This window comes from Streptomyces natalensis ATCC 27448 (assembly GCF_000935125.1).
Taxonomy (GTDB): domain Bacteria; phylum Actinomycetota; class Actinomycetes; order Streptomycetales; family Streptomycetaceae; genus Streptomyces; species Streptomyces natalensis.
On the sequence record NZ_JRKI01000061.1, the window covers coordinates 965,666 to 988,811 of the forward strand.

Below are 23,146 nucleotides of genomic sequence, written 5' to 3' on the forward strand. Positions count from 1 at the left end.
CGAAGACATGAATCCGCAGGGGGAACGCTGGACGACGGATCAGGTGCTGGCGCTGGCGCCTGACGATGCCTCACGCAAGGCGGGCGGCAAGCTCGCCGCGCCCGGACCGTGGTCGGAGACCGGCGCGGACGGCGGCGCGGTGTGGGGGCTGTGCAAGGGCAGCGGAAAGAAGCCGTATCAGACCGTCATCGACGTCACCGGGCCCGCGTTCACGTGCAGTTGCCCGAGCCGCAAATTCCCGTGCAAGCATGCGCTGGGTCTGCTGCTGCTCTGGGCCGGCGAGGGGGAGACGGTGCCGGCCGGGGCGCCGCCGGAGTGGGCGGGCCCGTGGCTGGCGGGCCGCCGGGAGAAGGCCGAGCGGGCGGCGGCCACGCCCGCCGGGGGCGGCGGCGCGGCGCGTACACCGTCCGATCCGGAGGCGGCCAGGCGGCGGGCGGAGCGCCGGCTGGAGCGGATCGCCTCCGGCGCCACGGAGTTGGAGCAGCGCCTGGAGGACCTGCTGCGTACGGGCCTGACGGCGGCCGAGGGCGGCAGTTACCGCCAGTGGGACGAGACGGCCGCGCGGATGGTCGACGCGCAGGCGCCCGGACTTGCCTCCCGGGTACGGGAGTTGGGCTCGGTGGCGGCCTCCGGGGCAGCGGACTGGCCGGCCCGGCTGCTGGCGGAGTGCGCCCTGCTCCACCTCCTCGACCAGGGGTTCCTGGGGCGGGAGCGGCTGCCGGCCCCGCTCGCCGCGACCGTGCGCGCCCGCATCGGGCTGACCACGGACGCGGCGGAGCTGCTCACCGGGCCCGAGGCGGCCACGGTCCGGGACCGCTGGCTGGTGCTCGCCCAACAGGACAGCGACGACGGCCGGTTGACCACCCGCCGTATCTTCCTGCGCGGCGAGCGGACGGGCCGGATGGCGCTGCATCTGTCCTTCGGGGGCGGGGGCCGGCCCCTGGACCTGGCCCTGCCGCCCGGTCTCGTCCTGGACGCGGATCTGGCCTACTACCCGGGCGCCCGCCCGCTGCGCGCCGCCCTGGGCGAGCGGCACGCCCCGGCCGCCCCCGGCCCGGTGCCGCCCGGCTGCGGTGTCGACGCCGCCCTGGCCGCGTACGGCGATGCGCTGCGCGACGACCCCTGGCTGGAGTCCTGGCCGGTGGTGCTCGCCGACGTCACCCCGGTCCCGGCCAGGGACGGATCGGGCTGGCAACTGGCCGATGCGGACGGGGAGTCGGCGCTCCCGCTGGACCCGCGGTTCCTGGGCCGTGCGGGCCTGTGGCAGCTGGCCGCCATATCCGGCGGCGCGCCGGTCACGGTCTTCGGCGAATGCGGCCACCGCGGCTTCGTGCCGCTGACCGTCTGGGACCCGACCCCGGTGTCCCTGTGACCCGCCGCCCCGGCCCGGCCACGCCACCGCCCGAACCCCGCCACCCGACCTTGGGAGAGAGCCGATGACCACCACACCCACCACCCCACGGACCACCTCGTCGACCACCCCACGGACCGCCCCGCCGACCACGCCCGCTGCCGCTGCCGCTGCGCCCAAGGCACCGCCCGCGCCCGCCTGGGAGGAGCTGGTCAGCGCCGCCCTGCTCGGAACGGATCGGCGCACTCCGCCGGTGCCGTTGCGCCCCGGCCAGAGCCCGTCGGCCGCCCTGCTGGACGCGGCCGCCGTGAGCACGGTCCGCCGCCGCGCCGCCCTGCGCCCGGCCCCGGCCGGGGAGCGGCCCGCCCCGGCGCCGGCCGACCCGCGGCCCCCGCTGCCGCCCGCCGCGCGGCGCCGGCTGTCCCTGCTGCTCGCCGACCGCGGCGGGGGCGGCGGCAGCCGTCGCGGCACCACCCCCGACCTCACCGAACTGCTGCCCCAGTGGCTCGCCGCCGCCCAGGATCACGGCTATCGCGCCCCCGGGGCGCTGCTGCCCGCCCTGCTGGACGCCGCCCGTGCCCGTACGGATCTGCGGCCCGCGGCGCTCGCCCTGGCGGGCCCGCGCGCCCTGTGGCTGGCCCGGCTGAACGACGACTGGAAGTTCGCTCTGCGCGGCTTCGGCGGTACGGCCGCGGTGCCCGGTCCCGAAGCCCCGGAGGGCGTGCGGCGCCTGTGGGAGGAGGGCCTGTTCGCCGAGCGGGTCAGCCTGCTGACGGCGCTGCGCCGCCGCGACGCGGCCGCCGGTCTCGGCCTGCTGGCCACCACCTGGGCCGCCGAGCGCGCCGAGGACCGCCTGATGTTCCTCGATGCGCTACGCGAGTGCCTCTCGTCGGCCGATGAGCCGTTCCTGGAACAGGCGCTGTCCGACCGCAGCCGCAACGTCCGCGCCACGGCCGCCGAGCTGCTCTCGGCGCTGCCCGGCTCCGCGCTCGCCGCCCGGATGGCACGGCGCGCCACCGCCTGCCTCGGCCTGGGGCACGGCCCCGGCCCGGTGATCACCGTCGAACCGCCCCGGGAGTGCGATGCGGGAATGGAGCGGGACGGCGTGGCGCCCAAACCGCCCTCCGGGCGGGGCCGGGGCGCCTGGTGGCTGGGCCAGCTGCTGGAGGCGGCGCCCCTGCACGGCTGGCGCGCGGTGTTCGAGGGCCGCGGCCCGGCGGAGATCCTCGCCCTGCCGGTGGCCGACGACTGGCGGACGGAGCTGCACGACGCCTGGTGCCGCGCCGCCGTACGCCAGCGCGACGCCACCTGGGCGCGGGCCCTGTTGGGCACGCCCGCCGCCCCCGCGCAGGCCACGGAGGCGGCGCCGACCGGCTCCTCCCGCGATGTGGCCAAGCTGCTGACCGTCCTGCCCGAGGACGAACGCGCCGCGTGGGTGGCGCAGTTCATCGCCGCCCACGGCCTGTCGGACGCCTTCCGGATGCTGGGGGTGTGCGGCGTCCCCTGGGCCGAGCCGCTGGGCCGGTCGGTGGTCGACGCCCTGGACATCGCCCGGGACGCGGGCAGCTACCCCTGGAGCTTCAGCGGGGTGATGGGCCTGGCCGAGCGCTGTCTGGACCCGGCCGCCGCGGACCGCCTCGACATGCTCACGGCCGTCACCGAAGAGCCGGAAGGCGCCTCCCCCGGCTCCGGCGGCTACTGGTCCGAGGCGTTCGTCCGGCTGGTCGGCACGCTGCGGCTGCGCGCCACGATGCACGCCGAGCTCTCCGGCGGGGCCGGGTCATGACCGCCCGGTCAGACCGCCGGCGGCCGCACGTTGGCGTTGACCCACTCCACGATGGAGGCGGTCGTCGCACCGGGCGTGAAGATCTCCGCGACGCCCTGCTCCTTGAGCGGAGCGATGTCCGCCTCCGGGATGATGCCGCCGCCGAAGACCTTGATGTCCGCCGCGTCCCGCTCCCGCAGCAGCTCGATGACCTTCGCGAACAGCGTGTTGTGCGCGCCGGAGAGGATCGACAGCCCGATCGCGTCGGCGTCCTCCTGGATGGCGGTGTCGACGATCTGCTCGGGGGTCTGGTGCAGCCCGGTGTAGATGACCTCCATACCGGCGTCGCGCAGCGCCCGCGCGATCACCTTGGCCCCCCGGTCGTGGCCGTCGAGCCCCGGCTTGGCCACGACCACCCGGATCGGCCCCGGCCTGCCCGCCGCGCCCTGGCTCTGCGCTTGTGCTCCGTCGTGCCGAGCCACACTCATCACTGCCTCCAAGCCAAGTACGGCACCCGACGTGCGGGGCCGCCGAGCCGACAATCGATCGCGCGGCCACGATCGGCGGCCACGAGCGTGAACGAACGTTATCTCCAGCATCGCGCACCCTGCAGTTTCGTGACATGCCCCGAGGGGGAAATCACACAAGGGACACATCCGCCAGGCGCCACGTCCCGCGTGTTGCACCGCCACGGGACGGCATCGTGCGCACGGGGACGGACGCACGGGAAGCCGCAGCCGCGCCATCGCGCCCTTGAGCGCGCCTCCCGCATGCCCTCCGGGAGGTCGACCATGCAGGCCCTTCTGCCCACCCGCCTTGCCTCCCTACCGGATCTGGTGCGCAGCACCGCCGTGGACCTGCTGGTCCTCGTCGGCCATCTGTTCCTCTACCCCACCGGCATCTCCCAGGAGCAGCCCATTCCGCTCCCCGCCCCCGCCACCGCCACCGGCGCCGATTCGCTCTGCGTCCTGCCGACGGAAGGCCGCGCCCACCCACCCGTCCTGCTGCTCCACGGCTTCATCGACAACCGCTCGGTCTTCGTCCTGCTCCGCCGCTCGCTGCGCCGGCACGGCTGGCGCCATCTCGAGGCGCTCAACTACTCCCCGCTGACCTGCGATCTGCGCAGGGCGGCCGAGCTGCTCGCGCGCCATGTGGAGGAGGTGTGCGCCCGCACCGGCCACCGCCGGGTGGATCTCGTGGGCCACAGTCTCGGCGGACTGATCGCCCGCTATTACGTCCAGCGCCTCGGCGGCGACGCCCGCGTCCGCACCCTGATCACCCTCGGCACCCCGCACGCGGGCACCCGTATCGCGCCCCTGATGTCGGCCCATCCGCTGGTGCGCCAGATGCGGCCGGATTCCCCGGTGATAGCGGAGTTGTCGCTGCCCGCGCCGAATTGCCGGACGCGGTTCGTCGCTTTCTGGAGCGAGGCGGACCAGGTGATGGTGCCGGCCGGCGCCGCCCGAATCGATCACCCGGATTTGCTCGCGGACAACGTCCATGTCCCCGGCGTCGGACACCTCTCGCTGCCGGTCAACGGCACCGTGGCGGCCGGAATACGCCGGGCCCTGACCTCGGCGCACGGCCTGGAGGGAAGGGAAAACGCCATTTCGGTGGCCTGAATGCATCGCACGCAACGCCGCGGGCGGCCGCGTTTCCCGACCCGATCTTGATATTTACTCGAACATGCGTCGAACGACGCGCCAAGAACGCGCATGTGGGCTCCCGAAAGGCGGCCAAATGCCCGTTCTCGTCGACTCAGAAACCTGGAGAAGATTGTCGCCGTCGCGTACCGCCGGGTACAGTCGCCGCTAATTCTCCTGCTGCCGAGGCGAAAGAGAAGTTGGTGAACGACCGTCACCCATCGGGCTACCCGGCCTACGACTCCTACGGGCAGCAGCATTCCGCGTCCGCCCACCTCGAGTACGGCGACGGAGACCCCCTCTTCGGCTCGCTTCCCGGCACATACGAAACCGGACAGCACGCAGCCGGCGCGTACGACGCGGCCCCGTACGACACGGGCGGCCACGCCTACGGCACCGGTGCGTATGCCACCGGCGGCTATGAGACGGGTGCCTACGCCACCGGCCCCTACGACGGCGGCATCCACGGCGCGGCCTACGACACGGGCAGCTACCCCACGACGGCCTACGGCACCGCCACCGCCGCCTATGACGGGTATGACCCGTACGCCCACACCGCCTACGAGAACGCCGAACCCGAGCAGTACCCGCCCTACGGGCAGCACGGGCAGCACGGCGGGCAAGAGCACTACGGGCAGCACGAACAGCTCGCGCACCAGCAGCACGAACAGCTCGCGCACCACGAGCAGCACGCGTACGACACCGCCGCCTACGACACCGGCAGTTACGACACCGGTCCGTACGCCACCGGCGCCTATGACACCGCCGGCCACGACGCCACCGCGATCTGGTCCACCGCGGACCAGGCCCTGATCGGCGACATCCCCGCACAGCCCGGCCCGTCCCCGTACGAGAACGCCGCCTTCGAGACCGCTGCCTTCGAGACCGCTGCCTATGACACGGCCGGTTTCGAGACCGCCACGTTCGAGACCGCCGCCTTCGAGACCGCCGCCTTCGGGACCGTCGCGTACGAGAACGCCGAGCGCGAGGCCGGCTCCCCCGCCGACCCGCCCGGCGAACCGGCGCCCGCGCCGGACGCCGCCTCCGTGGCCGAGGCGATGACCCAGGCCATGCCGGTCACCACCCCCGCACCCGCCGCGCGGCGGGTCGTCGGTCCGGAGGCCGGAAAGGCCGTACGGGGCCGGGGGCGGCGCCGTACCGCCAAGCGTTCGGCGCTGCTGACCGTCGCGGTGCCGTCCGTCGCCGCCATGGGGGTGTGCGCGGCCGCGGCCGCCACCGTCACCGGCTTCGTCGGGGACGACGGCAAGGACGACAAGACCACCCAGGCCGCCGACGACACCGGATCGGTCACGGTCAAGGCGGCCGCCGCCAACAAGAAGCTCGACTCCCAGCTCGCCGGACTCAGCGCGGACGCCCGGGACTTCGGCGACCGCGCGAACCGCACCCAGGAGCGGCTCGACCTCAAGCAGCGCCAGGCCCTGGAGCGCAAGCGGGCGGCGGCGGAGGCGGCCCGCAAGGAGGCGCTGCGGCCCAAGTTCGTGCTGCCCGTCACCGAGCACGGTCTGAGCGCGCTCTTCGGCCAGGCCGGCGTGAACTGGATGTCCGTCCACACCGGCATCGACTTCCCGGTCAGCTATGGCACCCCGGTCATGTCCGTCACCGACGGCACCGTCCGCACCCAGTGGAACTCCGCCTACGGCAATATGGCAATCGTGACCGCGCCCGACGGCACGGAGACGTGGTACTGCCATCTGAGCAGCGCCAAGATCCGTTCCGGATCGGTCAAGGCGGGCGAGACCATCGCCTATTCCGGCAACTCCGGCAATACCACCGGACCGCATCTGCACTTCGAGGTGCGGCCCGACGGGGACGCGGCCATAGACCCGCTCCCGTGGCTGCGCAGCCACGGCCTCAACCCGAACTGACCGGCGGGCAACCCGAATCGACCGGCACCCGCCCCGGCGCCCGCGCGCTCAACGGGCCCGCCCGTTACAGCTTCTCCACCGGCGCATACCGCAGCAGCAGCCGCTTGGGCTTCTCACCGCCGAAGTCGATGGTCGCCTCGGCGTTGTCGCCGCTGCCCTTGACGCCGACGACCGTGCCCAGGCCGAAGCTGTCGTGGGTGACGCGGTCGCCCACGGCCAGCGAGACCACCTGACGGTCCGCGGCACGACGGGTGGCGAAGCCGCTCGGGCCCTTGGCGCGCGACGAGGACAGCGAGGAGCCGATGCCCCCACCGAAGCCGCCACCCGTGCCGCCGCCGCGCGACGACAGCCCGCCCATCGAGGCGGACGGCGTCGCCGGACCCGTACGCTTCCACTCCACGAAGTCGTCCGGGATCTCCTCCAGGAACCGCGAGGGCGGGTTGTACGAGGGCTGGCCCCAGGCGCTGCGCATCGTGGAACGGGTGATGTAGAGCCGCTCGCGGGCGCGGGTGATGCCCACATAGGCAAGCCGGCGCTCCTCCTCCAGCTCCTTGGTCTGGCCCAGTGCGCGCATATGCGGGAAGACGCCGTCCTCCATACCGGTCAGGAAGACCACCGGGAATTCCAGGCCCTTGGCGGTGTGGAGGGTCATGAGCGTGATGACGCCGGTGCCCTCATCGTCCTCGTCGGGGATCTGGTCGGAGTCGGCGACCAGCGCGACCTGCTCCAGGAAGTCGGAGAGCGTGCCGGGGTTCTCTTCTCCACGCTCCTGCTCGAACTCCAGGGCCACCGAGGCGAGTTCCTGGAGGTTCTCGATCCGGGTCTCGTCCTGCGGGTCGGTGGAGGACTGGAGCTCGGCGAGATAGCCGGTGCGCTCCAGGACGGCTTCCAGGATGGTGGCGGGCCCGGCGCCGGACTCGACGATCGTCCGCAGCTCCTCCATCAGGACGTTGAAGCGCTTGACGGCGTTGGCGGAGCGGGCGGCCATGCCGTATGCCTCGTCCACGCGGCGCAGCGCCTGCGGGAAGGTGATCTTCTCGCGGGAGGAGAGGGCGTCGATCATGGCCTCGGCGCGCTCGCCGATGCCGCGCTTGGGGACGTTGAGGATCCGGCGCAGCGGGACGCTGTCCTCGGGGTTGGCGAGCACCCGCAGATACGCGAGGACGTCGCGGACCTCCTTGCGCTCGTAGAAGCGCACACCGCCGACGACCTTGTAGGGCAGCCCGACCCGGATGAAGATCTCTTCGAAGACACGGGACTGGGCGTTGGTGCGGTAGAAGACGGCGACATCGCCGGCCTTGGCGCTGCTCGCGTCCGTCAGCCGGTCGATCTCGTCGGCGACGAACTGCGCCTCGTCGTGCTCGGTGTCCGCGACATAGCCGGTGATCTTGGGGCCGGCGCCGGCGTCGGTCCAGAGGTTCTTGGGGCGGCGGTTCTCGTTGCGCTCGATGACGGCGTTGGCGGCCGACAGGATCGTCTGGCTGGAGCGGTAGTTCTGCTCCAGGAGGATCGTGGTCGCGTCCGGGTAGTCCTCCTCGAACCGGAGGATGTTACGGATGGTGGCACCGCGGAAGGCGTAGATCGACTGGTCGGCGTCGCCCACCACGCACAGCTCGGCGGCGGGCATCTCGGCCGTCCCCGGGCCGACCAGTTCGCGGACGAGGGTGTACTGGGCGTGGTTGGTGTCCTGGTACTCGTCCACCAGGACGTGGCGGAAGCGGCGGCGGTAGTGCTCGGCGACGTCCGGGAAGGCCTGGAGCAGGTTGACCGTCGTCATGATGATGTCGTCGAAGTCCAGGGCGTTGGCCTCGCGCAGCCGCGCCTGGTACATCGCATACGCCTCGGCGAGCGTCTTCTCGAAACCTCCCCCAGACTCCGTCTGGGAGGTGCCCCCAGCCGCCGTCCCGGCGAAGGTCTCCTCGTCGATGAGCTCGTTCTTGAGGTTGGAGATCTTGGCGCTGAAGGACTTGGGCGGGAAGCGCTTGGGGTCCAGGTCGAGGTCGCGGCAGACCAGGGCCATCAGGCGCTTGGAGTCGGCGGCGTCGTAGATCGAGAAGGAGGACGTGAAGCCCAGCTTCTTGGACTCGCGGCGCAGGATGCGGACGCAGGCGCTGTGGAAGGTGGAGACCCACATGGCGTGGGCGCGCGGGCCGACCAGGTCCTCCACTCGCTCCTTCATCTCGCCCGCGGCCTTGTTGGTGAAGGTGATCGCGAGGATCTGGCCGGGGTGGACATGGCGCTCGGCGAGCAGATGGGCGATGCGGTGGGTGAGCACCCGGGTCTTGCCGGACCCGGCGCCGGCGACGATCAGCAGCGGGCTGCCGTGATGCACCACGGCGGCCTTCTGCTCGTCGTTGAGCCCTTCGAGCAGCGCGGCCGGGTCGACGGCGGGACGGGCGGCGCCGTCGCGGTAGTACGCCTCATGGGGCACCGGCACGTCGTATTTCCCGCCGAAGAGGTCGGCGGGGATCTCCTCCGGGGCCGGGCCGTGCTCGTCCTCGGGGGGCGGAGGGTGCTCGTCCTCGCCCTTGGGGCCGAGATCCGCCAGGAAGCTGTCGTCAAAGAGGCTGCTCATCGCCCACCGAGTCTAGGCCGCCGCACTGACAGCGCGCCGCCGCGTCCGCGGATCCGGAGCTCGAAGCGGGGTGCGGGCGCGGATTCCGGCCCCGTTTCGCTGCCGGAATGCCCTGCCGGAATGCCCCCTGAATCCCCTGTCGGAGAGAGCGTCATCGCCGATACGGGTCGGCGGTCCCCGCTCGCGCGAAACGACGGTCCCCACCCGTAGGTAACGGCCTCCCGCGCAGAGGTCACAAAAAGGTTTCGGGCATATCGAACATCAGCCTTCACAGAAGCCACACGAGTTGGCTACCGTGCTCGCTCGGGCAGCCTGTACGCCGTCGGTGAAAGCACCGGCACGGGCCGCCTCCGCCGAGTCCAGTCGCGCCGGACGACCCTGAGATCCCTGGGTCCCTGGCCGGAGCCGGGGACCCACACGTACCACCGGGGTGAATCGGTCGGTGCGGCCGCCAGCGGCGGACGCAGCGACCGTAGGGCAAGCCTTCCGTCAGCGTCACCGCCCGAACCCGACAGCTAACCCGGTAGGCGGTCCACGGAAGGAGTCGCCGGCCTTGGCGTCGCACCGCAAGCCGCGCACCCGCGTTCTCAGTACATCCCAAAGCCGTACGGCGGCCGGGCTCACCACCGCCGCGCTCGCGTCGGTCACCCTGCTCTCGCAGTCCGCCCAGGCCGCCCCCAGCGCGCCGCGGCCCGGCATCGAAGAGGTCAAGCAGAAGGTCGACGGGCTCTACCGGCAGGCCGAAGTGGCCACCCAGAAGTACAACGCGGCCAAGGAGCGCGTCGACCACCAGCGCACCACCGTCAACCATCTCCTCGACGCCGCGGCCAAGCGCGCGGAGCAGATGAACCAGTCCCGGCGCGAGCTGGGCACCTTCGCCTCGGCGCAGTACCGCACCGGCGGGATGGACCCCACGGCGCAGCTGATGCTCGCCAAGGACCCGCAGGAGTTCTTCGACCGCACGCATCTGATGGACCGGCTGACCAGCCGCCAGCAGCAGGCGGTCACCGACTACGAGCACCAGGCCGCGACCGCCGCCCGGCAGCGGGCCGAGGCGAGCCGGAGCCTGGAGCAGTTGCAGACGACACAGACGTCGCTCCAGGCGTCCAAGCGCTCCGTCCAGACCAAACTGGCCGCAACCCAGCGGCTGCTGTCCCGGCTGACCGCGCAGGAGAAGGCGCGACTGGCGGAGCTGGAGCGCCAGAAGGAGGCGGCGGCCAAGCGCAAGGCCGAGGAGGCGGCGCGGCAGCAGCAGGAGCGCGAGCGCCAGCAGCAGCAGAACGGCGGCGGCACCACCGGGGGCCAGACCGGCGGGTCCACCGGCGGGAGCACGCAGTCCTCGAAGGCCGCCAAGGCTCTCGCCTTCGCCCGCGCCCAGATAGGCAAGCCGTACGTCTGGGGCGCGACGGGCCCCTCGTCGTACGACTGCTCCGGCCTGACCCAGGCGGCGTACAAGGCGGCCGGGGTCGATCTGCCCCGTACGACCTGGGATCAGGTCAAGGTCGGCCAGCGGGTGGCCACCAGTGACCTCCAGCCCGGCGACCTGGTGTTCTTCTTCGACGACATCAGCCACGTCGGGATGTACATCGGCAACGGGATGATGGTCCACGCGCCGCACCCGGGCGCGAGCGTCCGCATCGAGTCGATCTATGTGAACCCGATCTACGGCAGCGTGCGGCCGTCCTGACCGGGGCGGGTACCCCCGCCACACACAGCACCGCGCGGTCGTCCTGTCGGCGACGACCGCGCGGTGAGCCGTTTGAACGGCCGTATACGGGGCGGGTGCGGGAGCACCCGGGGCCATGGCCCGAGGCTCAGGTCCAGAGCACCGCGATGAAGATGTTCGCCATCGTGAGCCCGCCGACCGCGCCGAAGAGCGGCTTGGCGATCTGCTCGTCGTCCCGCTTGACGTAGACCAGCGCGAGGATCACCACCAGGACGGCCATCTTGATGCCGATCTTGATGTTGTTGAGGGGGTGGTCCTGGGCCTGGTTCAGCCCGACCAGGACGATGCCGGTGACCAGCATCGTCAGCGCACCGTGCAGCATGGCCGGCACAAAGCGGGCCGTCCCCGCGCCCATCGCCTTCATCTGGGTCAGGAAGCCGCCCAGGAGGGAGGCGATACCGATGATGTGCAGGCCGACGAAGATATTGGTTACTACGTCCATAGTGCGGGATCGTATCCGCCGCATATCACGCGCCTTCCGGCAGGGCGCCCGTAATCACCGCATCGGTCAGGCCGGGCCGGTCCAGGACCGGCCGATGGCGGGCATGCGGTCATCGAGCCGTCACTCCTGATCGAAATCAACCACTTCCTGCCAACTGGACGCACCCCCGTGACGTGCAGGTTTAACGTCCTCGCGTCGACACCCGGTTGGTACGGAAGGAAGTGACGGCCACAGTGGCGTCGCACCGCAAGACCAGACAGCATCGGTCGCACCGCAAGACCAGACAGCACCCCAGAGCCCGCCGGGCCGCCGCGCTGGCCCTGGCCGGCGCCGCCGGGGTCGGCCTCTTCAACGGCACCGGCCAGGCCGCTGCCCGCCCCACCCCCGCCCAGGTCAAGGGCCGGATCGACGCGCTGTACCAGGAGGCAGAGGTGGCCACGCAGCACTACAACGGCGCCAAGGAAGAGGCCAACGCCGCCCGCGCGGAGCTGTCCCGGCTCCAGGACGAGGCCGCCCGCCGGACCCGGAAACTCAACACCGCCAAGGCCGAGCTGGGCACCATGGCCGCGAACCAGTACCGCTCCGGTGGCGTGGACCCGACCGTACGGCTGATGCTGTCCGCCGATCCGCAGCGCTATCTGGACGGCGCCACGGTCCTGGAGCGCGCGGGCAGCCACCAGGCGAACGCGGTGGCCGGATTCGCACGCCGGCTCGGCAGCATCCGCCAGGTCCGCGACCGCGCCCATGTCACCGCGGAGCGGCTGGAGCGTACCGAGGGCACGCTGCGACGGGAGCGGATCACCATCGTGCGGAAGCTGGACGCCGCCGAGGCGCTGCTCGACCGGCTGACGGAGGAACAGCGGCGACAGATGTCGCCAACGGACCCGTCACAGGACGACGCGTCGGCCCTGTTGGCCGGCGACGGCGCCCCGGCGGGCACCCGGGCCTCCGGCTCCCGCGCCGCCCGCGCCGTCTCCTTCGCCTACGCCGCGCTGGGCAAGCCGTACGTCTGGGGCGCGACCGGCCCCGCCGCGTTCGACTGCTCGGGCCTGACCCAGGCCGCCTGGAAGTCCGGCGGCGTCGCGCTGCCCCGGACGACCTACACCCAGATCGGCTCCGGCCGACGCATCGACCGCTCCGAACTCGCCCCCGGTGACCTGGTGTTCTTCTACTCCGGCATCAGCCATGTGGGCCTCTACGTCGGCGACGGCAAGATGATCCACGCGCCGCACCCGGGCGCGCCGGTGCGTATCGCCCCCATCGACGAGATGCCGTTCGCGGCGGCCACCCGCCCCGCGTAACCGGGAACGCGCGCCGCGTCCCCGGCCGCAGGGCGTGCCTACGCCCTGACCTCCCTACCCAACCACCGGAAGATCTCCGGCACTTGGGTGCGCCACACGGCCGTGGTGTGGCCGCCCGCGTTCGAGGGGATCAGCTGCACCGTCACCGTCGTCGGCCGCTTCGCCAGCTGCTTCAGCCCGATGCCGGCCTGGTAGCCGTCGCCCGCCGCGCCCGAGACGTACAGGGCGGTACGGGGCGGGTGCCCGGCGGCGTTGGCGGCCTTGAGGATGTTCAGCGGGTTGTTCTCGGCGCGCAGTTTCGGGTCCTTGCCGGCGAGCGAATCGGGCTCCAGCTTCGGGTCGTTGTAGCCGGACATGGCGACGGCGGCGCGATAGCGGTCCGGGTGGGCGAGGGCGAGTTTGGCCGCGCAGTGCGCGCCCGCCGAATAGCCCGCCAGCGACCAGGAGTGCGCCTTGTCGCCGGCGCGGAAGTTGTCGATGACCATCTGGCGTACGTCGACGCTCAGCCAGCTGTCGGCGTTGACCTTGCCGGGGATGTTGGCGCATCCGGTGTCGGCGCCCGTCAGGATCGTCGTCCGCGGGGCCACCAGGATGAACGGTTTGATCTCGCCGCGCTGCATCAGGGGGCGCAGCTGCTCGCCGACGTGCAGTGCGCCGAACCATGCCTTCGCCGAGCCGGGGTAGCCGGGCAGCACCTCGACCACCGGGAACTTCTTGTGCCGGTAGGCGGGGTCGTCGTACTGCGGCGGCAGCCAGACATAGACCTCGCCGCTGACGCCGGATATCCGGCCGTTCAGATCGGTCATCTTCACGCCGGGGCCCACCCGCGGATCGTCCGCCGGGCGGAACTGCTGGATCTGCTTGGGCTGGTTCTTGATCTTCTGGCCGCCCATACCGTCCGGGCCGAGGTCCTTCGCCACCTGGACGTGATTGTCGGTGCCGAGCAGATCGCCCCAGTTGTCGTAGAGGTTGTTGGCGTTGTTGACCAGGACGAAGACCACGGTGATGGCGGTGACCTGGGCGAACAGCACCATCAGCAGGCGGACCAGGGTGCGGACCAGCGGCGGCCCGGATATCCGTCCCCATACGCCGAGCGGCAGGACGACAGCGACTATCAGAAGCACGAGGGCAGTGAGGAAGAAGGGCGTGCCCGTCAGGCTCATCAAGAACTCGCTTCCAGGACAGTGACACGAAGGACTGGGGATGGGGCGCCTGTTGCGACCCCGTGGTTCTGGCCCCGCCTCCGGCAGTGAGCCTCTCCGCGCCCTTAGATGGCGATCTGCGCCGTCCTGGTTGCCCGTCTTTGGTCCTTCTTTACGACACCTCTCCTTACGTCCTCTCGTTGCCACTCATATCGATATCTCGGCACGGCGACTCGGCAGGGCGTCTCGGTACGGCATCTCGGTACGGCATCTCGGTACGCCGTCTCGGTACGACATCTCGGTACGCCGTCTCGGTGTGTCACTCCGGACGGCGCCTCGGCACGCCCCGTCCCGTCCCGTCGTCCCGGTCCCCCGGCCCGTCGGCTCTCAGACCAGGCGGCGGGCCGCCGCCCAGCGCGTCAGCTCGCTCCGGTTGGACAGCTGGAGCTTGCGCAGCACCGCCGACACATGCGATTCGACCGTCTTCACGGAGATGAACAGCTGCTTGCCGACCTCCTTGTACGCATAGCCCCGCGCGATCAGCCGCAGCACCTCGCGTTCGCGCTGGGTGAGGCAGTCCAGGGCCTCGTCGACCGGTGGGGCGTCCGTGGAGGCGAAGGCGTCCAGGACGAATCCGGCCAGCCGCGGGGAGAAGACCGCATCGCCGTCGGCGACCCGGAAGATGGCGTTGACCAGGTCCGTACCGGTGATCGTCTTGGTGACATACCCGCGGGCACCGCCCCGGATGACGCCGATGACGTCCTCGGCCGCGTCGGAGACGGACAGGGCGAGAAAGCGCACCGGGCGCTCGGGGTCGGTCATCATCGTGGCGCTGCGGCGCAGCACCTCGACGCCGCCGCCGCCCGGGAGGTGGACGTCCAGCAGGACAACCTCGGGGCGGGTGGCGGTGATGACGGTGACGGCCTGGTCGACATCGGCGGCCTCACCGACCACCTCGACGCGGGTGCGCTCGGTCACACCGATCTCGGCCTGGACGCCCGTACGGAACATCCGGTGGTCGTCGACCAGCACGACCCGTACGGTCCGCTCCTCGTCCGCCGCACCGGGCTGATCCGTACCGCTCTGCGGTGCCTGCCCCTGCTGGGCGTCGTCGCTGCTCATATGGTGTCCGTCCGTCCCTCGATGTCTGCTCGGTCCCGCATCGTCATGATCTCGCGCCCGGTGTGCCCGGCGGCCACCGCAGGGGCCCACGGGCGCCGCCCTGTCGCTCCCGGCTCTTCCCCGTCCCTCACCCGCCCCCGCCCTCCTTGCGCTCCCCGCCTTCCCCACTGCTGCCCTTGCTTTCCCTGCCGTCCTTGCTGTCCTTGGTTTCCCTGCGCTCCATCTCCAGCTCGACGACCGTGCCGCCCTCGGGCGCCGAGCGCAGCCGGGCGGTCCCGCCGTTGCGCTCCATCCGGCCGATGATGGATTCCCGTACGCCCATCCGGTCGGTGGGGACCGCGTCGAGGTCGAATCCGGGGCCGCGGTCGCGCACCGAGACGAAGACCGTACGGCCCTCCACCTCGGCAAACACCTGCACCGCGCCGCCCTCGCCACCGTACTTGGCGGCATTGACCATCGCCTCGCGTGCGGCCTGCATCTGGGCGGTCAGCCCTTCGTCGAGCGGGCAGTCGCCGACGATCACGACCTCTATCGGGACGCCGTGATGGTCCTCCACCTTGGCGGCGGCCTTGCGCACCGCCTCCGCCACCGTCTGCGGTTCCTCGTCCTCCTCCTTGCCACGGCCCTCGGGCTTGTAGAGCCAGGCGCGCAGCTCGCGCTCCTGGGCGCGGGCGAGGCGGGCCACCTCGCGGGGGTCGTCGGCGCTGCGCTGGATCAGCGTGAGGGTGTGCAGGACGGAGTCATGGACGTGGGCGGCGACCTCGGCGCGCTCCTGGGCGCGGATGCGCATCAGCCGTTCCTCGGAGAGGTCCTGCATGATCCGTACGAGATAGGGCCCGGCCAGCAGCGCTATGCCGACGACGACGGCGAGCGCGGCCTGGAGCACCGAGCCGAGATGCCGCACCGAGCCCTGGAGCACGACGATGCCCGTCACGCCCAGGCCGACCAGCGCCACTCCGGCCGCGCCGCGCAGCATCGGCAGCACGCCCTTGCGGCGGCCGATCTCCAGCCACTGGGCGCGGCGGGCGTTGTCCGCCTGACGCCATACCAGGGCGACGCCGGCGCCGATGAGCAGCACCGGCCAGAGATAGCCGTTGGCGCGGCCCAGCTGGAATCGGGAGGCCACGATCGAGGCGCCGGCCAGCAGCGCGATCAGCGCGAAGACCTGGCCCTTGTCGGGCCGGCGGATCGCCCGCCGGCGTTTGGCCTCGCCGGCCGCGGGCCGCCGCGCCTCGACTCCTCCGACGCCCAGCGGCACGAAGAACCAGAACGCGGCATAGAGCAGCGCGCCCAGGCCGTCGGCCATGAAGAGCGCCACGAACACGATCCGCACCCAGGAGACCGGCAGTCCCAGATGCCCGGCGAGGCCGCGCGCCACGCCACCGAGCAGTCGCCCGTCGGCGCTGCGGTAGAGCCTGCGCACGGGCGGTTCTTCGGGGTCCGGCGCCGGGGCGTGGTGCGTCCCGGCGCGGGGCGGTGCGGTGGTCATGTCCTTGATGTTCACACGCCGCGCGGGCCTACGACATCAGGGTCGACCCTGATCAGACCCGGAAATCGCGTCAGGGTTCATCAGGGTTGCCGGGGGCCGCGTGGGGGTGCTGGGGCCCGCGTGGGGCTACGTGTGACTGAATCCGTCGCGCACGGCGGTGAAGACGGGCTGGTACTGCGGCCACCTGGCATCGGGTGCGGACACATAGATGGCGTACTCGTTACTGCCCTCACGCCCGAACCCGAGGTCCGCGGCACGGAATTCGCGCACCGAGCCCTGGAACCGCAGTTCCCAGATGGCTGCCGGTTCACCACGGAAGGTGGTTTCCTGGAGCCGCATCCGCTCGTAGCTGTGGCCGTCCTTGGCCTGCTTCGCCTGGAACTGCTGCTCGACCTGCTCGAAATGCCGGACCTGGTCCGGGCTCGCGAAGTCCAGCACGCTGATCTTCACGTTGGCCAGCCCGGAGGGGTCGATGTAGTCGACCTCGTTGGGCGGCTTGGAGAGTCGCCGCCATCCGTCGGGCACGGGAAAGGAGACACCGAGCGCCTTTTCCGTGACCCGGTGATACCCCGCCGGGGTGGGCGGCAGTTTGACCGGGGCGGGGCTCGGCTTCGGCTTTGGCTTCGGCTTTACGGAGGCGCCCTGGTGCGCGGGAGCCGGAGTGTCCGCAGCCTGGTCCTTCGACGGACCCAGCTGACCCGTCGCGTAGAGCACGCCGCCCGCAAGGGCCATGACGGCAAGGGCGCTCGCCACGCCCCAGACGACGGCGCGGCGGCGTCCCGTAGGAGACCGGACCACCGCACCCGTAGGGGCGTCCGGTACGGCCGTTGACCCGGTGGGCACGGCGTCCTCGCGGGGCCACGACGCCTGACGGGTGGACACCCGCATCCCGTCGGCCGCCGTCACCGCACCGCGACCGGAGCCGCCAACGGCCCCGTCACCGGCCACGGCACCGGGGTAGAGCGCCCCGCGCCCCAGCAGCGCCGTCTCCACTTCCGACTCCGCCGCCCGCAGCGCCTGCTCGACGACCTCGGCCGACGGCCGGTCCTCCGGCTCCTTGGCCAGCAGCGCCTCGATCAGCGACGCCAGCGCCCCCGCATTGCGCGGCGGCTCCAGCGGATCCATGGCAATGGAATACGCCGTCTCCACCGCGGTGTTCTTACGGAAAGGGGGCCGCCCCTCGACAGCCTGATAGAGCGTCGCCCCCAGCGCCCACAGGTCCGACGCGGGCCCCGGGGTGCCTCCCTTGACCCGCTCGGGCGCCAAGTAGTCGATGGAGCCCACCAGCTCGCCGGTCTTGGTGAGCGTGGACGTCCCGGAGGCGACGGCGATCCCGAAGTCGGTGAGCACGACCCGGCCGTCCTCGCCGAGCAGCACATTGCCCGGTTTGACGTCGCGGTGCAGCACCCCGGCCGAGTGCGCGGCCCGCAGCGCCGCGATCATGCCGCGCCCGATGCGTGCGGCCTCCCTGGGAGACAGCGAACGGCTCGCCTGCGCCTCCTCCTTGATGGCGTCGCCGAGCGTCGAGGAGGGGACGTACTCCATGACGATGCACGGCAGCCCGGCGTCGTCGACGACGTCGTGCACGCCCACCACGTTCGGATGGTTGATACGGGCCGCGGCCTGCGCCTCGCGGGTGGTGCGTTCGTACCGGGTGGCGAGTTCGTCCTGGTCCAGCTGGGGCGAGACATGCAGACGCTTGACCGCGACCTGGCGCCCGAGGAGTTCGTCCCTGGCTCGCCAGACGGTGCCCATCCCGCCTCGGCCTATCCGTTCGACCAGTCGATATCTCCCGGCGACCAGTCGCCCCTCGTCCACCGACGCCGCCTCCGTCACCGTACGCCCCTTCGGAAACCCGTACCCATCCCGGGCGCAACGATAGTCTCCGGCGGCAGTGAATCGGCCCCCGCCTGCCGCCCGTCGGCGGCTCAATTTCCGCTGCGCGGGGGGTCTCGGGGGATTTACTAGTATTGGGACGGCACGAACGGCCCGGAAAAACCGACCCGCGGGCCGGTGTTGTGGGGCGCGGGCAGACCTCAGGGCCTGTCTCAGGGCAGACCTCAGGGTCGATCTCAGGGATCAGCAAGGGTTTCCACGGATGCCGGGACTCCCCTGCCCTTGTCACCATGTGTCCATGAACGAAGCAGCCCCCGCCGAGGAGCCGACGGCCTCCGCGCCCTCCGACCCCGCCGGCCTCACCCCGCCGCCTCCGCCGCTGCGCCGCAGCCGGCGGCACAAGGTGGTCGCCGGGGTGTGCGGCGGGCTGGGCCGCCAGTGGGATCTCGACCCGGTGATCTTCCGTATCGTGCTGGCCGTCCTCACCGTCTCCGGCGGCATCGGCCTGATCGCCTACGGCTTCGCCTGGCTGCTCATCCCCCTCGACGGCGAGGACGAGAACGAGGGCCGCCGGCTGCTCTCCGGCCGGGTCGAGGGCAGCGCCCTGACGGCGCTGTTGTTCGCGCTGGTCGGCTGCGGGCTCTTCCTGACGACCGTCGGCAAGGGCAGCGTGCTGTCCTTCGTCATCATGCTGACGCTGGCGGTGGCCGGTTCGGCCTACTGGTCGCGCCAGCGGCACCGGGCGGAGGCCGCGGGCCCGGGGTCGATGGACGCCGCGACCGCCCAGGCCGTGGCCGACGCCCCGCCCGAGACCCAGGCGCCCCCCGCGCCGAACAGCCCGTCCTGGTGGCGCGACCCGCGCTCCGCAGAGACCTCACGGCCGCCCTACCTGTGGGGCCCCGAGACCCTCCCGCTCGATCTCACCTACGACTTCGAGCACGACCGGATCACAAAGCCCGGACCGCGCGACGAGTGGTCCGCCGGGGCCCGCCCGCCCGCGGCCGCCCCCGACCGCACCCCGCGCCGCGCCGCCCGTAAGGGACCGTCGATAGGCGGCTGGACGTTCCTGCTGGCAATGGTCGCGGGCGCGGGCGCCTACGCCGCCACCGTCCGGCACGAAACCTTCACCCACTCCCTCCAAGCCGGACTGAGCTGCGCGCTGGTCGTCTTCGGCCTCGGCCTGGTGCTCAGCGCCTGGTTCGGGCGGACGGGCGGCGGCACGGTCTTCATGGTCGTCGTCACGACCCTGATGCTCGCGGCCGCGACCGTCCTGCCCAACACCCTCACCGCCGAGTGGCAGCGGCGCACTTGGGCTCCCACCAGCGCCGCCGCCATCCAGCCGGTCTACCACGTCGGCTCCGGCGACGCGCGGCTGGACCTCAGCGGCCTGTCGCTCAAGGGCGGGCGCACCGTCTACGCGAGCGCGGACGTCGGCGCCGGCCGGCTCCAGGTGACGCTGCCGCCGGGTGTCACCACGACCGCCCGTGTGTCGATGGGCCTGGGCAACCTCCATCTGCCCGGCGATGGCCCGCACCAGACGCATATCTCCCTCGGCGGTCAGCAGCGCACGATCACCCTGCCCGCCACCGGCCTGAAAAAGGGCGAGAAGCCGCACGGCAGGCTGGACCTGGAGCTCTCCATGGGCGCCGGCCAGGTCGAGCTGCGCAACGCCGCCCCCACCGCCGTTCCGTCGACGGTGCCGACCCCGACCGCCCCGCGGGGAGCCGCCTCATGAAGCACCACCCCTTCGAACCGGCCCGGCTGATCTCGGGCGTCGCCGCCCTCTCCGTAGGCGCGGGCTACGGCCTCGACGCCCTCGGCATCTGGCACGCCCCCGGCCCCTGGCTCCTCCTCGCGGTCCCCGCGGGCCTGTTCCTCTCCGGCATCACCGCCGCCGTGCGGGCCGCCGCCCGCTACCGCAGGCCGGAGGACACCTGATGGCCGTCGCACCCACCGCATCCGCCGCGCGGCCTCCCCCACCGACCGGGACGGCTGACCCGGACGACTCACCGCTCACCTCACCCGAACAACTGGGCCCCGTGCCGATGACGCCGGTTCCGCAGCGCCGCATCCAGCGAGAACCTCGGCGTGCCCGCCAGCACCAGCGGGATCCAGGCCATGAGGTAGGCGAGGTCATTGCCGTAGTAGTACGGCACGGTCGACCAGCTGACGGTGAGCCACAGCGTCAGCGAGATCAGCGCGCCACCGCAGGCCGCCAGCCGCCCCAGCAGCCCGACGAGCGTCCCGACTCCCACCGCCAGCTCCCCGATGGCGATGGCATAGCCGAAGCCGACCGGGCTCTTCTGGGCCAGATCCACCAGCAGCGGCAGCGCCGCCGTGTCGTGCACCTGGGCCAGCAGCGCCCCGAGCGAGCCCGGCCCGCGGGCCGCCAGGAAGCCGGAGTCCGTCAGCTTGTCCACTCCCGCATAGACGAAGGTGACGCCCAGGAAGAGCCGCAACGGAAGCAGCGCATGGCGCGCGAGCATCCCCCGCGCCCCGGTACCGGAGCCGCCCACAGCGCCCAGATCGGCACCGACCGTACGATTCGCATGCACCATGACGTCCGCCTCTCCGTTGGCACCGAGCGCAGACGATTGTGCCTGCGCCCACGCCTCCTGGGGAGGTACGTACGCACATACGTATCGGATGCAACCGATGGCTTGCGGATGACCTGGCGGCGACCCGGCCGCGTCACGGACCCGGGTCGGCGCGCCGGCTCCCGGACCGGCCTGACCCGACCCGGCCCACCGCCGCCCGGCCCCCGATCGCCGTCTACTCCTGCACCTCGATCAGGTACCCCTCGGTCTCCACCCCCGCGGCCGTCACCACCCGCACCTCCACCCGCCCCGGTTCCACATCCACCGGCACCGGCACGGTCAGCACGCCGTCCGACGGATTGGCGAAACCGCCCGCCACCGGGACCAGGGGCACCGGCACATGCACCGCCCCGATCCGTACGACGGTACGGGCCAGCCGGTCCGGCGTCCCGGCGCCCGGCGGGACGAAGCCGGTGCCGCGGATCTCGATGTCCTCACCGGTACGGATGGGCGCCGCGAGAGCGCCGAGTTCCCGGGAGCGGACGACCGACAGAATGACCGGCCGGCCGCCCGGCACCGCCGTCCCGGCCAGATAGGTGACACCGGAGAGCAGCAGCAGTACCACCAACCCCCAGGGCAGATCCGGCAGCCGACCGGGCTGCCGCGCCAGGCATACCAGCGCATACGCCGCCACCGCCGCATTGACCAGCACATACTGCGCGCCGGGGAAGCTGCCGCGCCCCGCGTCGTCCGCCAGCAGATCGACCGCCCGCGGCCGGTCGGCGGGGACCTTCTGCAACCGCCCCGCCCGCACCCGTACGGTCACCAGGGCGTGCGCCAGCACCGCCACCGCGCACCCGAGGAACAGGGCCGCCAACAGCCCGGCGCCATACGGGAGTTCGAGGAGCCGGACGGCGCGGCGGCGCGCTCCGGGGCCCGCCACCGCCAGCTGGACGGCCGCCGTCAGCACCGCGTACAGCACCACGACCACCCACCCCGCCGCGACCGCACGCGAGGCCGACAGCCGCCGGTCCTCGCCGATCAGCGGGGCCAGCACGCCGCCGTGCGCGCCGTGCCGCCAGGCCGCGACCGTCAGGGCGAGGGCGAGCAGTACCGCGGCGATCAGCCCCGCCGTACGGGCCGAGGTCCAGCCCGACCCGACAGCGGTCAGCGCCTGCCCGAGCAGCAGCGCGGCCACCGCGGCCCACAGCACCGGCACGGTCCGCCGCTGGACGACCGCCAGCCAGGCGACCCCCTCGGCGGCGGCACGTTCGGCCAACGTCCGTGCAGAAAGGGAGAGTTCATCGGAGACCCACTGGCGGGCCGCGCCCGCGGAATGCGCGAGTCCGGCCGGTACGCCGCGCCCGGCGGCGAATTCCTCGCGCAGCGCGACAAACGCGGCGACCGCCTGCCGGTGCCCCGCGCGGGCGCCGTGCGGGCACTGCCCGCACAGACAGGCCCCGCCCCCTTCCGGCCCGCCCGTTCCGGCCACTCTGCCCGCCGCCTCAACAGACACGTCCGCTACCGCCCCGCACCATCGTCATCACCGTCGTGATCGTGATCGTCATGACCCGCGCCCGGTGCGCCAACCGGCCGGGGTCATCATCAACTTGTCATTCCTGAAGGGGAATTGTGCCCCAGATGGCGGGGGCGCCCGCCAAACGGCCAGTTGGGGCCGGGGTGGCACGGCCCGCCAGAGGTTGACGCCGGAGCGGGACGGCGCACGAGACCTGCGTGAGACGCGCACACGGCCCGCACGGAGCGCGTATCCACCCCGCACCCGCCCCCGTACGCGACCCGTACGCGACCGCTACGCGAGCCCCGCAGACGCCCCTCAGCCCCGCAGAGGCCCCCAAGTCCCGCAGTCGCCCCGTACACACCGGAATCCCCTCCACCCTCCCTTCCGTCGAGCACGTCCAACTACGGCCGCATATGCCGCACTTACCCCCTTCGAGGGAACCGGAGCCCACTGACGCCTGAGCCACGCCCCGGACGTGCAGGCTCTCCGTCGTGTGGGAAATAGAACGATCACGCCGGTTCGCCGCAGCTCTCGCGGCCGCCGCGTTCACCGTGCCCTTCGGGATCGCCGTACTGGCGATCCCGGCACCCTCAGCCAGCGCTCACGACCGCCACAGTCACCACCTCCTCGCTCACCACGACAACACCGTCAGCCCCATCCACCCCACCCATGACACCTACGTCGCAGCCCACGTCAACGCCAACGGCGACACCTGTGCCTACGCCGGGACCGGCCCGAACATCGACGTACCGACCGCCTGGCCGATGCCGCGCGGCTGGCACTTCCCCTGTACGAAGGCCACCCCGACGCCC

18 protein-coding genes and 1 riboswitch are annotated in these 23,146 nt (G+C 72.2%); of the genes, 9 read left to right on the forward strand and 9 right to left on the reverse strand.

Annotated elements, in window-relative coordinates; all coding sequences use genetic code 11:
- Positions 1 to 7: 7 nt before the first annotated feature.
- Together SNA_RS35070 and SNA_RS35075 are read left to right on the forward strand one after the other, a co-directional pair.
- The gene (locus SNA_RS35070) at positions 8 to 1,372 is read left to right on the forward strand and encodes an SWIM zinc finger family protein (RefSeq protein WP_044368256.1); all 1,365 of its coding nucleotides are present in this window, start codon (positions 8 to 10) and stop codon (positions 1,370 to 1,372) included.
- A gap of 64 nt (positions 1,373 to 1,436) precedes the next feature.
- Positions 1,437 to 3,137 (forward strand): DUF5691 domain-containing protein, encoded by a 1,701-nt coding sequence (locus SNA_RS35075; RefSeq protein WP_241779952.1) that lies wholly within the window; start codon positions 1,437 to 1,439, stop codon positions 3,135 to 3,137.
- A gap of 8 nt (positions 3,138 to 3,145) precedes the next feature.
- Here the strand turns inward: SNA_RS35075 and SNA_RS35080 are convergent, their stop codons facing one another.
- The gene (locus SNA_RS35080) at positions 3,146 to 3,604 is read right to left on the reverse strand and encodes a cobalamin B12-binding domain-containing protein (protein ID WP_044368259.1); all 459 of its coding nucleotides are present in this window, start codon (positions 3,602 to 3,604) and stop codon (positions 3,146 to 3,148) included.
- Between the two features lie 303 nt (positions 3,605 to 3,907).
- Here SNA_RS35080 and SNA_RS35085 point away from each other — a divergent pair, with 303 nt between their 5' ends.
- Positions 3,908 to 4,738 carry an esterase/lipase family protein gene (locus tag SNA_RS35085; RefSeq protein WP_044368261.1) on the forward strand — a complete coding sequence of 277 codons (831 nt, stop codon included), beginning with the start codon at positions 3,908 to 3,910 and terminating at the stop codon, positions 4,736 to 4,738.
- 224 nt (positions 4,739 to 4,962) lie between these two features.
- Positions 4,963 to 6,645: a M23 family metallopeptidase gene (locus SNA_RS35090; protein WP_044368262.1), complete on the forward strand. Its 1,683-nt coding sequence runs from the start codon at positions 4,963 to 4,965 to the stop codon at positions 6,643 to 6,645.
- A 64-nt stretch (positions 6,646 to 6,709) separates the two neighbouring features.
- Here SNA_RS35090 and pcrA read toward each other — a convergent pair whose 3' ends face one another.
- On the reverse strand, positions 6,710 to 9,220 hold the full coding sequence (gene pcrA / locus SNA_RS35095) for a DNA helicase PcrA (protein WP_030065627.1): 2,511 nt from the start codon (positions 9,218 to 9,220) through the stop codon (positions 6,710 to 6,712).
- Positions 9,221 to 9,595: 375 nt separating this feature from the next.
- Positions 9,596 to 9,765, forward strand: a riboswitch (cyclic di-AMP (ydaO/yuaA leader).
- 8 nt (positions 9,766 to 9,773) lie between these two features.
- Here pcrA and SNA_RS35100 point away from each other — a divergent pair.
- Positions 9,774 to 10,907 carry a C40 family peptidase gene (locus SNA_RS35100; protein ID WP_030065628.1) on the forward strand — a complete coding sequence of 378 codons (1,134 nt, stop codon included), beginning with the start codon at positions 9,774 to 9,776 and terminating at the stop codon, positions 10,905 to 10,907.
- Positions 10,908 to 11,034: 127 nt separating this feature from the next.
- On the opposite strand, the gene SNA_RS35105 is transcribed toward SNA_RS35100, so the two are convergent.
- On the reverse strand, positions 11,035 to 11,388 hold the full coding sequence (locus SNA_RS35105) for a hypothetical protein (RefSeq protein WP_030065629.1): 354 nt from the start codon (positions 11,386 to 11,388) through the stop codon (positions 11,035 to 11,037).
- A gap of 221 nt (positions 11,389 to 11,609) precedes the next feature.
- Here SNA_RS35105 and SNA_RS35110 point away from each other — a divergent pair, with 221 nt between their 5' ends.
- Positions 11,610 to 12,689 carry a C40 family peptidase gene (locus tag SNA_RS35110; RefSeq protein ID WP_030065630.1) on the forward strand — a complete coding sequence of 360 codons (1,080 nt, stop codon included), beginning with the start codon at positions 11,610 to 11,612 and terminating at the stop codon, positions 12,687 to 12,689.
- A 38-nt stretch (positions 12,690 to 12,727) separates the two neighbouring features.
- Here SNA_RS35110 and SNA_RS35115 read toward each other — a convergent pair whose 3' ends face one another.
- The 4 genes from SNA_RS35115 to SNA_RS35130 form a co-directional block, all read right to left on the reverse strand.
- Positions 12,728 to 13,852 carry an alpha/beta hydrolase gene (locus tag SNA_RS35115; RefSeq protein ID WP_030065631.1) on the reverse strand — a complete coding sequence of 375 codons (1,125 nt, stop codon included), beginning with the start codon at positions 13,850 to 13,852 and terminating at the stop codon, positions 12,728 to 12,730.
- Positions 13,853 to 14,218: 366 nt separating this feature from the next.
- Positions 14,219 to 14,953: a LuxR C-terminal-related transcriptional regulator gene (locus SNA_RS35120; protein ID WP_030065632.1), complete on the reverse strand. Its 735-nt coding sequence runs from the start codon at positions 14,951 to 14,953 to the stop codon at positions 14,219 to 14,221.
- A gap of 127 nt (positions 14,954 to 15,080) precedes the next feature.
- Positions 15,081 to 16,442, reverse strand: a complete 1,362-nt coding sequence (locus SNA_RS35125; protein WP_044368463.1) for an ATP-binding protein — start codon at positions 16,440 to 16,442, stop codon at positions 15,081 to 15,083.
- 126 nt (positions 16,443 to 16,568) lie between these two features.
- A complete protein-coding gene (locus SNA_RS35130; protein WP_030065633.1) occupies positions 16,569 to 18,278 on the reverse strand; it encodes a serine/threonine-protein kinase in 1,710 nt (569 codons plus the stop codon).
- 298 nt (positions 18,279 to 18,576) lie between these two features.
- Here SNA_RS35130 and SNA_RS35135 point away from each other — a divergent pair, with 298 nt between their 5' ends.
- Both SNA_RS35135 and SNA_RS35140 read left to right on the forward strand, forming a co-directional pair.
- Positions 18,577 to 20,013: a PspC domain-containing protein gene (locus tag SNA_RS35135; protein WP_044368263.1), complete on the forward strand. Its 1,437-nt coding sequence runs from the start codon at positions 18,577 to 18,579 to the stop codon at positions 20,011 to 20,013.
- Positions 20,010 to 20,216: a hypothetical protein gene (locus SNA_RS35140; protein WP_030065634.1), complete on the forward strand. Its 207-nt coding sequence runs from the start codon at positions 20,010 to 20,012 to the stop codon at positions 20,214 to 20,216. The genes SNA_RS35135 and SNA_RS35140 overlap by 4 nt, the downstream gene beginning before the upstream one ends.
- An 80-nt stretch (positions 20,217 to 20,296) precedes the next feature.
- Here SNA_RS35140 and SNA_RS35145 read toward each other — a convergent pair whose 3' ends face one another.
- Positions 20,297 to 20,836, reverse strand: a complete 540-nt coding sequence (locus SNA_RS35145; protein WP_030065635.1) for a DoxX family protein — start codon at positions 20,834 to 20,836, stop codon at positions 20,297 to 20,299.
- Between the two features lie 214 nt (positions 20,837 to 21,050).
- Positions 21,051 to 22,331, reverse strand: a complete 1,281-nt coding sequence (locus SNA_RS35150; RefSeq protein WP_030065636.1) for a hypothetical protein — start codon at positions 22,329 to 22,331, stop codon at positions 21,051 to 21,053.
- Positions 22,332 to 22,825: 494 nt separating this feature from the next.
- Here SNA_RS35150 and SNA_RS35155 point away from each other — a divergent pair.
- Positions 22,826 to 23,146: hypothetical protein (locus SNA_RS35155; RefSeq protein WP_044368265.1), on the forward strand; the 321-nt coding region annotated here is incomplete at its 3' end.

Coding starts and splice junctions, on each gene's coding strand:
- SNA_RS35070 (WP_044368256.1), top strand. CDS start 8: ATGAATCCGCAGGGGGAACGCTGGACGACGGATCAGGTGCTGGCGCTG.
- SNA_RS35075 (WP_241779952.1), top strand. CDS start 1,437: ATGACCACCACACCCACCACCCCACGGACCACCTCGTCGACCACCCCA.
- SNA_RS35080 (WP_044368259.1), bottom strand. CDS start 3,604: ATGAGTGTGGCTCGGCACGACGGAGCACAAGCGCAGAGCCAGGGCGCG.
- SNA_RS35085 (WP_044368261.1), top strand. CDS start 3,908: ATGCAGGCCCTTCTGCCCACCCGCCTTGCCTCCCTACCGGATCTGGTG.
- pcrA (WP_030065627.1), bottom strand. CDS start 9,220: ATGAGCAGCCTCTTTGACGACAGCTTCCTGGCGGATCTCGGCCCCAAG.
- SNA_RS35105 (WP_030065629.1), bottom strand. CDS start 11,388: ATGGACGTAGTAACCAATATCTTCGTCGGCCTGCACATCATCGGTATC.
- SNA_RS35115 (WP_030065631.1), bottom strand. CDS start 13,852: ATGAGCCTGACGGGCACGCCCTTCTTCCTCACTGCCCTCGTGCTTCTG.
- SNA_RS35120 (WP_030065632.1), bottom strand. CDS start 14,953: ATGAGCAGCGACGACGCCCAGCAGGGGCAGGCACCGCAGAGCGGTACG.
- SNA_RS35125 (WP_044368463.1), bottom strand. CDS start 16,442: ATGACCACCGCACCGCCCCGCGCCGGGACGCACCACGCCCCGGCGCCG.
- SNA_RS35135 (WP_044368263.1), top strand. CDS start 18,577: ATGAACGAAGCAGCCCCCGCCGAGGAGCCGACGGCCTCCGCGCCCTCC.
- SNA_RS35140 (WP_030065634.1), top strand. CDS start 20,010: ATGAAGCACCACCCCTTCGAACCGGCCCGGCTGATCTCGGGCGTCGCC.
- SNA_RS35145 (WP_030065635.1), bottom strand. CDS start 20,836: ATGGTGCATGCGAATCGTACGGTCGGTGCCGATCTGGGCGCTGTGGGC.